The sequence below is a fragment of the Acidocella aluminiidurans genome (genome assembly GCF_055383125.1).
This window is the reverse complement of the sequence record NZ_AP031589.1, coordinates 766,842-778,937: the sequence shown is the minus strand read 5'-3', so window position 1 is coordinate 778,937 and position 12,096 is coordinate 766,842. Positions and strand designations below refer to the sequence as shown.

Genomic DNA, 12,096 nt, shown 5'->3' with positions numbered 1-12,096 from the left:
GCCAACAGCAAAGATCGGGGAAACACCATGAGCGTTCGAGATATAAACAGCCGTGAGGGGCTGTCGCGCCGGCTGCTCGTCGGCGCTGGGGCTGGGGTTGCGCTGGGGCTTGGCGCCGGCTGGCGCCCGGCGCGGGCGGCGGCGGCGAATACGTTGCGCATCGGCTTCATCAGCCCGCGCACCGGGCCGCTGGCCGGCTTCGGGGAGGGGGATCCGTTCATTCTCGGGCTGGTCCGCAAGGCGTTCGCGAACGGGCTGACGCTGAACGGCACCACCTACGAGGTCACGATTTTCGATCGCGACACCCAGTCCGATCCCGCCCGGGCCAGCCAGCTCGCCAAGGAGCTGATCAATGGCCAGCAGATCGATCTGATGCTGACCACCTCGACGCCGGAAGTGGTCAATCCGGTGGCCGATGCGTGCGAGGCGGCAGGCGTGCCGTGCCTTTCCACCATCGTGCCCTGGGAGTCCTGGTATTTCGGGCGCGGCGCCAAGCCAGGTCAGCCTTCGCCGTTCAAATGGACCTACCATTTCTGCTTCGGCACCGCGCAGTTCCGGGATCTCTACATCTCCAGCTGGAACAATGATGTAACCAGCAACAAGCGGGTGGCGGTGCTGTGCCCCAACGATGCGGATGGGAATGCCATCCGCGCGCATCTTTTGCCCGACCTCGCCAAGGCCGGGTTCGATATGGTCGATCCTGGCGGCTACCAGGACGGTACCACCGATTATTCAGCGCAGATCGCGATGTTCAAGAAAGCCGGCTGCGAGGTGTTTTGCACCTTCCCGATCCCGCCGGATTTCACCAGCTTCTGGCGCCAGGCGGCGCAGCAGGGGCTGACCCGGCAGATGAAGATCGTCACCGTCGCCAAAACCGGGCTGTTCCCCTCGCAGATGGAAGCGCTGGGCCCGCTGGGCTACCGGATCAATGCCGGTGCCTACTGGCATCCGGCCTTCCCGTATGGTTCGGCGCTCACCGGGCTCAGCTCGGCGCAGCTCGCCAGCACCTACCAGACCACGACCGGGCGGCAATGGCAGCAACAGCTCGGGCCCTCCCTGGCGCTGTTCGACGCCATGGTGGCGACGCTGAAATCCGCTGGAAATCCCAAGGATAAATCCGCGGTGGCGAAGGCGATGAGCCGCTTGCAGACGACCACGGTGATGGGCCGGATCGATTTCGTAAATGGTCCGGTGCCCAATGTCGCCACCACCAATCTCATCGGCGCGCAATGGCTGAAGGCGACCTCCGGCAAATATAAACTGGATTACCGCACCTTCGAGCATGCGGAGGATCCATCCGTGCCCATCCAGGGCCCGCTTGAGCCGTACAAGATGTGAGGGGGGCACGGCATGTCGTTGATTGAACTTGATACGCTTTTGGGAGTGATGGCGGCAAATCCTCCACCGCAAGGCAGTCCCTCGGAATTGCGGGACTGGTTCAACGCCGCGCATGCCGCCCTGCCGGTTCCAGATGGGCTGGAGATCCGGCGCGTCGAAGCGGGTCCGGTGGGCGGAGATCTCATCCTGCCCGCCGATGCCCTCCCCGGCAGGCTGATCATCTATTATCATGGCGGCGGCTTCGTGCTGGGATCCGCGCGAACCCACCGCACAGTGGCGGCCAACCTCGCCCGCGCCGCGAGCATCGCGGTTCTAGCTGCGGATTACCGGCTTGCGCCGGAGCATGTGTTTCCCGCGGCCCATGACGATGCCCTGTCCGCCTTGCACTGGGCTGTGGCTGAAGGATACGAGACCATCGCCCTGTCGGGGGACAGCGCGGGCGGCAATCTTGCCTTGTCCACGGCTATTCGGGCCCGGAAGGAAGGAGGGCGAAGCCCCGCCGCATTGGCTCTGATGTCTCCTGCCCTGGATTTTGCGGGGGATGGCGAGACACATCACAGCGTCACCGATGACCCGATCCTCTCCAAGGAACTGATCGGTCTGTTCCTAAGCGCCTATTTGCCCGGCCGGAATTTACGCGACCCGGCGGTGACACCGTTATTCGCGGATCTTTCCGGTTTGCCGCCGGTGCTCGTTCATGTCGGGTCGCGGGAGATGCTTCGCGATGATTCCGTCACCATCGCACGAAGGTTGCGCGGGGCAGGGGTTCGGACAGAGCTGCGGGTTTGGGAAGGGATGTGCCATTCCTGGCAGCTTTACGCGCCGCTGGTACAAGAAGGGATGGCATCCATCGAGGAGGCCGCCAGTTTTCTTCGCCGCCATTTGGTGGAGTCATGAGCATGTTGCTTGAAGCAACCGGGCTGGTGAAGCGTTATGGCGCGCTGGCCGTCGTCAATGGCGTGGGGTTCCACGTGGCGGCGAACGAGGCTGTCGGCATTGTCGGCCCTAACGGGGCCGGCAAGACCAGCCTGCTCAACCTGCTCTCCGGCGCGGTGCCGGTGAGCGAGGGGCGCATCGCCCTGCGGGGGGAGGCGATCACCGGGCAGGACGCCGCCTGGCGCTGCCGCCAAGGCATTGGCCGTTCGCATCAGGTGCCAAAGCCGTTCGGCGGCATGACCGTGTTCGAAAATCTGCTGGTGGCGGCAACGCAAGGCGGCGGCTTCGCGCAGCGCGAGGCCTATGACCGGGCGGTGGATTCGCTGGAGCTGTGCGGCATGCTCGCCGCCGCCAACCGCCCGGCGGAGACGCTGGGGCTGCTGGAGCGCAAGCGGCTGGAGCTGGCGCGGGCTTTGGCCACCGGCCCGGACTTGCTGCTGCTCGATGAGATCGGCGGCGGCCTGACCGACGGTGAGGCGCTGGAGCTGGTGGAGGTCATCCTGGATCTGCGCCGGCGCGGCATCGCCATTGTCTGGATCGAGCATATCGTGCACATCCTGGTGAAAGTCGTCACCCGGCTGGTCTGCATGGATGCCGGACGCATCATCGCCGAAGGGGAGCCGCAGGCGGTGCTGAAAGATCCGGTGGTGATCAGCGCCTATCTCGGCTCGGAGGAGGTCGCGGCATGAGCTTGCTGACAATTGAAAATCTCAAGGCCTGTCACGGGCTGCTTGTGGCGCTGCATGATCTCTCCTTCAGCATGGCGCCTGGCGAGGTGCTGGCCATCGTCGGCGCCAATGGCGCGGGCAAGAGCACGCTGATGCGCAGCATCGCCGGCGCGCACCGTCCCGTGCAGGGGCGGATCATGTTTCGCGGGCAGGATGTCACCCGGCTGTCCGCGCATCGGCGGGTGCGTGGGGGCATCGCCCTGGTGCCGGAGGGGCGGCGGCTGTTTCCGGGGATGAATGTGCAGGACACGCTGCACCTTGCCGCCTGCCGCAAGGGGAGGTGGAATTTCGAGACGGTGCTGGAGGCGCTCCCACAGCTCAAGCCCATTCTCAAGCGCCAGGCCGGGCTGCTCTCGGGCGGACAGCAGCAGGCGGTGGCAATCGGCCGGGCGCTGATGACCAACCCGGAGCTGCTGTTGCTGGATGAGCTGTCGCTTGGGCTTTCGCCGGTCGCGGTGGATGGGGTTTACGAAGCCCTGCCCAAGCTGCGCGAGGCCGGCACCAGCATCATTCTCGTCGAACAGGATCTGCGCCGGGCCATGGCGGCGGCGACGCGGCTGGTGTGCATGCTGGAAGGGCGCATCGTGCTCTCCGGCGCCGCCGGCAGCCTGACGCGCGAGGCGGTGATGGAGGCCTATTTCGGCCTCAACCGGCAAGCGCATTGAAAGGATGTAGCGATGTTCTGGCTTAATCAGATTCTGCAAGGCGTGCTGCTGGGCGGGTATTACGCCTTGCTGGCGGCCGGGCTTTCCTTTCTGTTCGGGGTCATGCGCGTCATCAATCTGGCGCATGGGTCGCTGGCGGTGCTGGGCGCCTTCATCATGATGGTGATCTATCAGACGCTCGGCATCTCGCCGCTGGGCGGTCTCGCCTTGATGTTGCCGGTGATGGCGCTGCTGGGGGTGGCGCTGCAATTCTGCATCATCGAGCCCAGCCTGAAGGGCGGCGCGCTGGTGCCGCTGCTGGCCACGTTCGGCCTGGCGCTGATCTGCGACAATGTGCTGTTCAGCATTTTCGGCGCGGATACGCAGTCCTTCGCGGGCGATATCGGCACGCTCTCTTATGGCAGCTGGACCATCGGCGGCATTTTCATCAGCCAGCTCGCCTGTCTGGTGTTCGCCGCCGCGCTGCTGGTGCTGGGGGGCACGCAGCTTTTGCTCTCGCACACCCAGATCGGCCGGCGCATCCGCGCCACCGCGGAGGATGAGGATGCCGCCCGGCTCTCCGGCGTCGATACCAGGCTGGTCCGCGCCGCCACCACGGCGCTGGCCATGGTCATGGTCGGGCTGGCCGGCGCGGCGTTGGGGGCCAGCGGGAGTTTCGATCCCTATGCCGGTGGCCCGCAGCTGCTCTACGCCTTCGAGGCGGTGGTGATCGGCGGCACCGGCTCGCTCTGGGGCACGCTCATCGGCGGCATCGTGCTGGGGGTGGCGCAGGGCGTCGGCGGGGCGCTCAACACGCATCTGTCGCAAATCGCCGGCCATGCCGTGTTTCTCATCGTGCTGATCGCCCGGCTCTACCAGGGCGGCGCGCTCAGCGCCTATCTCCGCCGTTTCCGCATGAGGGTCGCATGACGCACGCCTATCACGTCCAGCGCTGGACACGCCGTTCCATCGTCAGCACCATTTTGATCGCGGCGCTGAATGTGGCGCTCCTGGCGGGCCCGTTTCTGCTCTCGGCGAATGCGGTCGATCATCTCACCACCTTGTTCGTGTATGTGATGCTGGCGATCACCTGGAACGCGCTGGCCGGCTATGGCGGGCTGGTCTCTGTCGGGCAGCAGCTCTTCTTCGGCTTCGGCGCCTATGGCGCGATCCGGCTCTCCCAGGCCGGCATGCCGGTTTATGCGGCGCTGCTGCTGGGTGGTGCGGGCAGCGCGGTGCTGGCCTTGATCGTCTCCAGCTTCATGCTGAAGCTGCGGGCGGGGGAGTTCGCCATCGGCATGTGGGTGCTGGCGGCGCTGGTGCAGCTGCTGGTCAGCCTGGACCCGATCGTGCAGGGCGCGACCGGCACCTCGCTGCTGGCGCTCAACAGCTTCGCCCCCGAAGCGCGCAGGGCGGATACCTACTGGTTCGGGCTGCTCGCCATGGCCGGGGTGGCGCTGCTGCTGTTCGCGCTGCTGCGCTCGCGGCTGGGGGCGGCGATGCAGGCGATCCGCGACAATGAGGAGGCGGCGCGCTCGGTGGGCGTGCAGGTCGGGCGCACCAAGCGCATCATGTTCGTGCTGGCGGCGCTGGGGGCCGGCATGGCCGGGGCGGTATGGCTCGCCACCTCGATCTCGTTTCAGCCGAACACCTATTTCGGCGTGCAATGGACCGCCTACATGATCTTCATGACCCTCGTGGGCGGTATCGGCACCTTCGAGGGGCCGATCCTCGGCGCCATCCTGTTCTTCGCGGTGGAGGCCGGCTTCGGCGCTCAGGGCGTGTGGTATCTCATCGGCATTGGCGCCGCCGCGGTAGGATTCGCCCTGTTGCTGCCGCAGGGCATCTGGGGCTGGGTGGAGCGCCGCTACGCGCTGCGCCTGCTGCCCGTTGGTTATATGCTGAAATTGCGGGACGGGGAGGCCGGCCGGCAGCGCGGCTTCGCCCGCCGCCCCTCCACGAAGCCGCCCGCCGCAAGCCCGGCTTCCGAACCATCCTGAATCAATCAAACACGGAGTGAACATCATGTTGGACGCAATCACCCAAGGCGCTTTCCTTGGTACCGGCTGGGAGGGCAAGCTGTTCAATGGCGACTGGGCCGCCGCCCCCACCATCGCCGACGTGCTTGAGCCCGCCACCGCCGGCGTGCTGACCCGCACCGGGATTGGCGGCGCGGCGGAGATTGCCGCCGCCGCCCAGGCGGCGACGGCGGCGCAGCCTGCCTGGTTCGCCACCCATGAGCGCCAGCGCGAGGCGATTTTGCTGAAGGCGGCGGCGCTTTTTGAAACCCATGCGGAGGAGCTGGCGCTCTGGATCGCCCGCGAGACCGGCGCCATCATCCCCAAGGGCCAGCACGAGGTGCGCGAGGCGGTGGAGATCTGCCGTGCCGCCGCCGCCCTGCTGCACCATATTCCGAGCCAGGTGCTGCCTTCCACGCCGGAGCGCCTCTCCATCGCGCGGCGGGTGCCGCTGGGCGTGGTGGGCGTGATCTCGCCGTTCAATTTCCCGCTGATCCTGGGGCTGCGCGCCGTGGCCCCCGCCTTGGCCATCGGCAATGGCGTGGTGCTGAAGCCGGACCCGCAGACGGTGGTCTCCGGCGGTGTGATCATCGCCCGCATCTTCGAGATGGCCGGGCTGCCGAAGGGGCTGCTGCATATGGTGCCCGGCTATGTGGAGGCGGGTGAGGCGGTCTGCACCGATCCCAATATCCAGATGGTCGCCTTCACCGGCTCCACCGCCGCCGGGCGCAAGGTGGGTGAGACCTGCGGCAGGCATTTGAAGAAGGTTTCGCTGGAGCTGGGCGGCAAGAACTCCGTCATCGTGCTGGGCGATGCCGATCTCGCGGCCGCCGCCTCCAATGTTGCCTTCGGCGCCTGGTTCCATCAGGGGCAGATCTGCATGGCCTCCGGGCGCATCCTGGTCGAGCGGTCGCTGGCGCCGGCGCTTACCGCGGCGCTGGTGGAAAAGGCCAATCATTTGCCGGTGGGTGATCCGGCCTCCGGCCAGGTGGCGCTGGGGCCGCTGATCAACCAGCGCCAGCTGCAGCGTGTGCACAAGCTGGTCACGGACTCGGTGGCGGCTGGCGCGAAGCTGGCGGCGGGCGGCACCTATGAGCAGCTCTTCTACAAGCCCACCGTGCTGGAGGATGTGCGCCCCGGCATGCCCTGCTTCGATGAGGAGATTTTCGGGCCGGTGGTGAATATCGTGCCGTTCGATACCGACGAGGAGGCGATCGCGCTGGCCAATAACACCGAATACGGGCTATCCGCCGGCATCATCGGCAAGGATATCGGCCGCGCCATGAAGATTGCCCGGCAGCTGAAGACCGGCCTGATCCACATCAACGACCAGAGTGTCGCCGATGACGTGGCCAACCCGTTCGGCGGGCGCGGCGCCTCGGGCAACGGCACCGCCGTCGGGGGGCCGGCCAGCTGGGAGGAATTCTCCATGTGGCAATGGATGACGCTGCAGGCCGACGCGCCGATGAAGCCGTTCTGAGGAGGCCAGCATGCATATTCAGGCAGCCGTGACCCGCACCCCGGGTGGCAAATTCCATCTCGAAACCCTGAGCCTCGAAGCCCCGCGCGCGGATGAGGTGCTGATCCGCATCACTGCCGTCGGCGTCTGCCACACGGATCTGGCAATGCGCGACCAAGTGTTCCCGGTGCCCCAGCCGATTGTGCTGGGGCATGAGGGGGCGGGCATCGTCGAACAGGTGGGGGCGGGTGTGTCCGGCTTCGCGGTGGGGGACAAGGTGGTGATGAGCTACCGTGCCTGCGGGGCCTGCCCCTCTTGCGCGGCGCATGCGCCCAGCTATTGCCACGGCTTTTTCCCGCTGAATTTCGGCGGCGCCCGGGCCGATGGCAGCACCGCGCTCAGCTGTGATGCCGGGCCGGTGCACAGCCATTTCTTCGGCCAGTCCAGCTTTGCCAGCCATGTGGTGGCACATCACAGCAATGTGGTGAAGGTGGCGGCGGATGCCGATCTCGCGGTGCTGGCGCCGTTTGGCTGCGGCATCCAGACCGGTGCCGGGGCCGTCATCAATGCGCTGAAGGTCGGGGTAGGGGAGAGCCTCGCCGTGTTCGGCACCGGCTCGGTCGGGCTCTCGGCGGTGATGGCGGCGAAGCTGGTGGGGGCGAGCTGCATCATCGCCGTCGACCGCAACCAGGCCCGGCTCGATCTCGCCAGGGTTCTCGGCGCCACCCATGCGGTGAATGCCGGGACTGACAATCCTGTCGAGGCGATCCGGCAGATCACCGGCGGCGGCGTGGCCTACGCGATCGACACGACGGCGCTGATCCCGGTGCTCTCCCAGGCGCTGGCGGCGCTGGCGCCGCGTGGCACGCTGGGCATTATCGGCGCCTCGCGCCCGGATGAGGTGCTGCCGGTGCCGGTGATCGACCTGCTGACCAGCGGCAAGCATATACGCGGCATTGTCGAGGGCGATGCGGAGCCGGCCGTGTTTCTGCCCAAGCTGATCGCGCTGCACGCGCAGGGCCGCTTCCCGGCCGAGAAGATGATGCGGTTTTACGATTTCGCGCAGATCAACGAGGCCGTGCATGATTCGGAAAGCGGCGCCTGCGTGAAGGCGGTTTTGAAACTCTGAGCCGGCGCGGCGGCATGGGGGCTTTGCGATGAACCCCCATGCGCCCGCCGCGCGGTAGGCCGGGCGGTGGAAACGTGATCCGGAAAATGTAGGCTGGGAGATTTCGGTATCTCCATCAAAACAAATGACCTTGTGGCGGGGGCGCCTGCCGGTTATCTAGATCCTCGTACATTCAAAAAAATTGCAATGGCAAGGAGAGGTCGATGACCAGACGCCAGTTAAAGGATGCGGCGTTGCGCGCCAGGGCGCTTTCCGCCCAGGGCATGACCAAGCCCGAAATCTTCGACCAGATTCTGTCCGATGTTCAAAAACCCTTGATGGCGGCGCGGATTGTCGCCTCCATCCCGTCACCGGAAGGCATGCGCCGTTATCGCCGGATGAATATCGTGCTTGGGACCTTGATGATGCTGCTGGCGATTCTCATCGGGCTGGCGAAGGCCGTCCAGGTCAGCGCCAAGCTGGGTTCGGAAATGGATCCCGGTACGTCGACGGTCGTCGCCATCCTGCTCGGGCTGCTGTTTTTCGGGGTTTTCGCGTCCATATCGCTCAGTATCTTCAAATATAAATATGGCGGCTATATCGGTGCGGTGGTCCTGTTGTTGCTGATGATTCCGCAATCCCTGAGCGCCACCATGCAAACGCTGGCCGACCCGTCCTCCGGCGCGCTGCCTCTGTTGGAGCTTTTGCTTGGTGTGCTGCTGCCGATCCTGCTGATCTGGCTGACCGTGAAACTGCGCAACAACGTGTTTGTGAAGGCAAGGCTGTTCGGCGCGCCGCGTAAAAAGCCGGATGGCAGTTTTGAGTTCTCCACCGCCTTTGAGCTTCGAAAAGCAAAAGGCTGATCCTTTGGTTTTAAAAACGCGGCCGGTTTCGCACCGGCCGCGTTTCATATTTACAGCCGATCCGTAAAGCGGAACCAGGATACGGCTTTATGGCTCAGCTTGATCGCCTGGTGATTCAAACCGGACCGAGCAGACTTAAAGATCAAGCACCAATCTTGCTGTTTTGGCGCGTGAGCAGCAAGGGGTGAATTGATCATTGGCCGCATGCTCCGCATCGGTCAGATAGCTGTCGCGATGCTCGGGCAGGCCGGATTTCACCCCGACCAGGCAGGTGCCGCAAATGCCCTGCTCGCAGGATACCGGCACGAACAGCCCGGCTTCGTCCAGCACCGTCCAGGCGCTGCGCTCTGGCGGCACGGTGAGCACCTGGCCGGTGCTGGCGATCTCGATCTCGAATGCCTGGTCGCCGCCGGTCTGCGTTGCCGGGGCTGTGAAATATTCCCGGTGCAGCCTCGTTTCATCCCACCCCGCCGCCTGGGCGCTGGCGAGTACATGTGCCATGAACCCGACCGGGCCGCAGACGTAAAGATGCGTCCCTGCATCCGGATGGGCCAGCAGGGCTGGGGCGTTCAGGGCCTGGTTCGGCGCGCCGTCATCGAAATGCGTGACCACCCGGGCCGCGAACGGCGCCTGCCGCAGCGCCTCCAGAAACGCTGCCCTGGCCTGGGTGCGGGCGCAATAATGCAGCTCGAAATCCGCCCCCAGCCGGTGCAGCCGCCTGGCCATCGCCAAAAGCGGCGTGATGCCGATGCCGCCCGCGAAGAGCAGGGTTTTCGATGCCGTCTCATCCAGGGCAAAGAGGTTGCGTGGCGGGCTGATCGTCAGCCTGGCCCCGGCCTCCAGCCCGTGCATCGCCACCGAACCGCCGCGTGAGGCGGGCTCGCGCAGCACGGCGATTTCGTAAGGGCCGCCGGCATCCGGGTCGCCGCACAGCGAATATTGCCGGACCAGCCCGCCGGGCAGATGCACATCCACATGCGCGCCGGCGCTGAAGGGCGGCAACGCGCCCGCCACGGCGGCGAGGGTGAAATGCCGCACATCCAGGCCAGCATCGCGGACCGCGACCAGCTCGGTCTCGATCGTCATCGGCGCCAGCATCACGCCGCCTGCGCGGCCAGCAGCCGCTCGATGATCCGGCGGGACTGCACGCCCCCCGCGTCGATATTCAGCTTCAGCAAGGCCCGCTCCGGCCAGCGCAGCAGATTTTGCTGCTGCTGTTCCAGCATCTCTCGGTCCTCGTTGAAGATCTTGCCCTGGCCCTCGCGGATCTTGGCGGTGAGTTCGGCATCGCCGGGTTTGAAATGCCGCGCCATGCCCCAGAAATACCAATGCGAGGTCTCGGTTTCCGGGGTGATGAAATCGACCACGATGCTGGAGGCCTTCACCGCCTCCGGCGCCTGATAGCCGCCATGCCCGGCATGCGCCACGCCGACCTCGATCAACACATGCGAGGGCGGATGGAAATGGCAGATCTGCCAGCGATCCACCGCCACATCCGGCGCCAGATCATTCATTCGCAGCGCCATCTGCCAGAAGGGCGGCGCCTTGATATTTTCCATGAAACGGCTGGTGATGACGTGATCCCCGTCGAGCCTGGTGGAAACCGGCGCCTCGTCGATCTCCTTCTGGCCGATGGAGCCGGCATGAACATAGGTTTCATGCGTCAGATCCATCAGATTATCGATCATCAGCCGGTAATCGCAATTGATATGGTACAGCCCGCCGCCATAGGCCCATTCCGGATTCACAGCCCATTCGAGATGATGGATGCTCGCCGGATCGGCCTGGGCCTTGTCGCCCGGCCAGACCCAGATAAAGCCGTAACGCTCCTCGACCGCGTAGGATTTGATCGCGGGGAAGCCGTTCACGCGCTGGCCCGGCATCTCCAGCGCCTTGCCTTCGCAGCCCATCGCCAGCCCATGATAGCCGCAGACGAGCTTGCCGTCCTCGACATAGCCCAGCGAGAGCGGGGCGCCGCGATGCGGGCAGAAATCCTCCACCGCCGCCACCTTGCCGCCGGCGCCGCGGTAAAACACCATTTTTTCGCCGCAGATCGTCCGGCCCAGCGGCTTCTCCGCCAGCTCGTCCGGCATTGCCGCCACATACCACGCGTTTTTCAGGAACATCGCGTTTCCACTCCTGGATTATTTTTGCTAATGTATCCAATAAACGCGGAATCCTGGGTATGAGTCAATTTGAATCGGCTAAATTGTATCCAATTTTTAGGTTTGGCCATGAGTGGTGAACGCACCGGGCAGCGCGTGCTGGTGACGCTGCGGCGGATGATCAGCGCCGGGGAGCTCGCCGCCGGAGAGCGTCTGGCGGAGATTCCGCTGGCGCAGCGCCTCGGCGTCTCGCGCATGCCGGTGCGCATGGCTTTCCGGGAGCTGGAGCAGGAGGGGTTGCTGGTGCGGGCCGGGGCGCGCGGCTTCGCGGTGCGCGCCGTGTCATCGGCCCAGATCGTCGGCGCGGTGGAGGTGCGCGGGGTGCTGGAAGGGCTGGCCGCGCGGTTGCTGGCCGAGCGCGGCGCGAATGAGGCGGTGCTGCAAACCCTCAAGCTCTGCCTGCGGGAAGGCGATGCCTTGCTGGAAAAAGGGGGTTTCACCGAGGCGGACGCGCCGCTCTATCTGGACCTCAATATCCGCTTCCACGCCGCGATTATCGAGGCTTCCGGCAACGCCGCCATCCAGGAGGCGCTCTCGCGTAACGACCATCTCCCCTTCGCCTCGGTGAAGGCCCTGGCGATCGACCGCAATAACCTCGCCGCCGAATATAAGCGCCTGAATTACGCCCATATGCAGCATCACGACATCGTCGAGGCGATCGCCGCCGGGCAAGGGGCGCGGGCGGAGGCGCTGATGCGCGAACATGCCAACGCCGTGCTGCGCTATACGGAATTGGATCCAGCGCGCGAGGGGGTGGCGATTCTGCGCAGCGGTCAGTTCAGCTGAAGGCTTGAGCGGTCGTTCAGAGTCCGTCGGCGGTTTGGATGTGGCGGGCGG

12 protein-coding genes are annotated in these 12,096 nt (G+C 65.5%); 10 read left to right on the top strand and 2 right to left on the bottom strand.

The features are described from left to right. The first annotated feature begins 27 nt into the window (after positions 1-27). The 9 genes from ACZ46S_RS04025 (at position 28) to ACZ46S_RS03985 (ending at position 9,094) form a co-directional block, all read left to right on the top strand. A complete protein-coding gene (locus ACZ46S_RS04025) occupies positions 28-1,338 on the top strand; it encodes an ABC transporter substrate-binding protein (RefSeq protein ID WP_464063459.1) in 1,311 nt (436 codons plus the stop codon). Between the two features lie 12 nt (positions 1,339-1,350). Beyond that, the gene (locus ACZ46S_RS04020; protein WP_464063458.1) at positions 1,351-2,235 is read left to right on the top strand and encodes an alpha/beta hydrolase; all 885 of its coding nucleotides are present in this window, start codon (positions 1,351-1,353) and stop codon (positions 2,233-2,235) included. A gap of 2 nt (positions 2,236-2,237) precedes the next feature. Next, positions 2,238-2,963: an ABC transporter ATP-binding protein gene (locus ACZ46S_RS04015; protein WP_464063457.1), complete on the top strand. Its 726-nt coding sequence runs from the start codon at positions 2,238-2,240 to the stop codon at positions 2,961-2,963. Then, on the top strand, positions 2,960-3,667 hold the full coding sequence (locus ACZ46S_RS04010) for an ABC transporter ATP-binding protein (RefSeq protein ID WP_295739223.1): 708 nt from the start codon (positions 2,960-2,962) through the stop codon (positions 3,665-3,667). Before ACZ46S_RS04015 ends, ACZ46S_RS04010 begins: the two co-directional genes overlap by 4 nt. A 12-nt stretch (positions 3,668-3,679) precedes the next feature. Continuing rightward, a complete protein-coding gene (locus tag ACZ46S_RS04005; RefSeq protein ID WP_464063456.1) occupies positions 3,680-4,576 on the top strand; it encodes a branched-chain amino acid ABC transporter permease in 897 nt (298 codons plus the stop codon). Further along, on the top strand, positions 4,573-5,646 hold the full coding sequence (locus ACZ46S_RS04000; RefSeq protein ID WP_464063455.1) for a branched-chain amino acid ABC transporter permease: 1,074 nt from the start codon (positions 4,573-4,575) through the stop codon (positions 5,644-5,646). The genes ACZ46S_RS04005 and ACZ46S_RS04000 overlap by 4 nt, the downstream gene beginning before the upstream one ends. A gap of 25 nt (positions 5,647-5,671) precedes the next feature. Further along, entirely contained in the window at positions 5,672-7,144 is a 1,473-nt protein-coding gene (locus tag ACZ46S_RS03995; RefSeq protein WP_464063454.1) for a benzaldehyde dehydrogenase, read from the top strand. 10 nt (positions 7,145-7,154) lie between these two features. Continuing rightward, a complete protein-coding gene (locus tag ACZ46S_RS03990; protein ID WP_464063453.1) occupies positions 7,155-8,252 on the top strand; it encodes an NAD(P)-dependent alcohol dehydrogenase in 1,098 nt (365 codons plus the stop codon). 203 nt (positions 8,253-8,455) lie between these two features. Continuing rightward, positions 8,456-9,094: a hypothetical protein gene (locus tag ACZ46S_RS03985; protein ID WP_464063452.1), complete on the top strand. Its 639-nt coding sequence runs from the start codon at positions 8,456-8,458 to the stop codon at positions 9,092-9,094. A 135-nt stretch (positions 9,095-9,229) separates the two neighbouring features. Here the strand turns inward: ACZ46S_RS03985 and ACZ46S_RS03980 are convergent, their stop codons facing one another. Both ACZ46S_RS03980 and ACZ46S_RS03975 read right to left on the bottom strand, forming a co-directional pair. Further along, positions 9,230-10,192, bottom strand: a complete 963-nt coding sequence (locus tag ACZ46S_RS03980; protein ID WP_464063451.1) for a PDR/VanB family oxidoreductase — start codon at positions 10,190-10,192, stop codon at positions 9,230-9,232. After that, positions 10,192-11,220, bottom strand: a complete 1,029-nt coding sequence (locus tag ACZ46S_RS03975; protein WP_464063450.1) for an aromatic ring-hydroxylating dioxygenase subunit alpha — start codon at positions 11,218-11,220, stop codon at positions 10,192-10,194. The genes ACZ46S_RS03980 and ACZ46S_RS03975 overlap by 1 nt, the downstream gene beginning before the upstream one ends. Positions 11,221-11,328: 108 nt before the next feature. On the opposite strand from ACZ46S_RS03975, the gene ACZ46S_RS03970 reads away from it, so the two are divergent. Further along, positions 11,329-12,045, top strand: coding sequence for a GntR family transcriptional regulator (locus tag ACZ46S_RS03970; protein ID WP_464063449.1), 717 nt, complete (start codon positions 11,329-11,331; stop codon positions 12,043-12,045). Positions 12,046-12,096: the final 51 nt, after the last annotated feature.

Coding starts and splice junctions, on each gene's coding strand:
- ACZ46S_RS03995 (WP_464063454.1), top strand. CDS start 5,672: ATGTTGGACGCAATCACCCAAGGCGCTTTCCTTGGTACCGGCTGGGAG.
- ACZ46S_RS04010 (WP_295739223.1), top strand. CDS start 2,960: ATGAGCTTGCTGACAATTGAAAATCTCAAGGCCTGTCACGGGCTGCTT.
- ACZ46S_RS03975 (WP_464063450.1), bottom strand. CDS start 11,220: ATGTTCCTGAAAAACGCGTGGTATGTGGCGGCAATGCCGGACGAGCTG.
- ACZ46S_RS03980 (WP_464063451.1), bottom strand. CDS start 10,192: ATGCTGGCGCCGATGACGATCGAGACCGAGCTGGTCGCGGTCCGCGAT.
- ACZ46S_RS04000 (WP_464063455.1), top strand. CDS start 4,573: ATGACGCACGCCTATCACGTCCAGCGCTGGACACGCCGTTCCATCGTC.
- ACZ46S_RS04005 (WP_464063456.1), top strand. CDS start 3,680: ATGTTCTGGCTTAATCAGATTCTGCAAGGCGTGCTGCTGGGCGGGTAT.
- ACZ46S_RS03970 (WP_464063449.1), top strand. CDS start 11,329: ATGAGTGGTGAACGCACCGGGCAGCGCGTGCTGGTGACGCTGCGGCGG.
- ACZ46S_RS03985 (WP_464063452.1), top strand. CDS start 8,456: ATGACCAGACGCCAGTTAAAGGATGCGGCGTTGCGCGCCAGGGCGCTT.
- ACZ46S_RS04015 (WP_464063457.1), top strand. CDS start 2,238: ATGTTGCTTGAAGCAACCGGGCTGGTGAAGCGTTATGGCGCGCTGGCC.
- ACZ46S_RS03990 (WP_464063453.1), top strand. CDS start 7,155: ATGCATATTCAGGCAGCCGTGACCCGCACCCCGGGTGGCAAATTCCAT.
- ACZ46S_RS04020 (WP_464063458.1), top strand. CDS start 1,351: ATGTCGTTGATTGAACTTGATACGCTTTTGGGAGTGATGGCGGCAAAT.
- ACZ46S_RS04025 (WP_464063459.1), top strand. CDS start 28: ATGAGCGTTCGAGATATAAACAGCCGTGAGGGGCTGTCGCGCCGGCTG.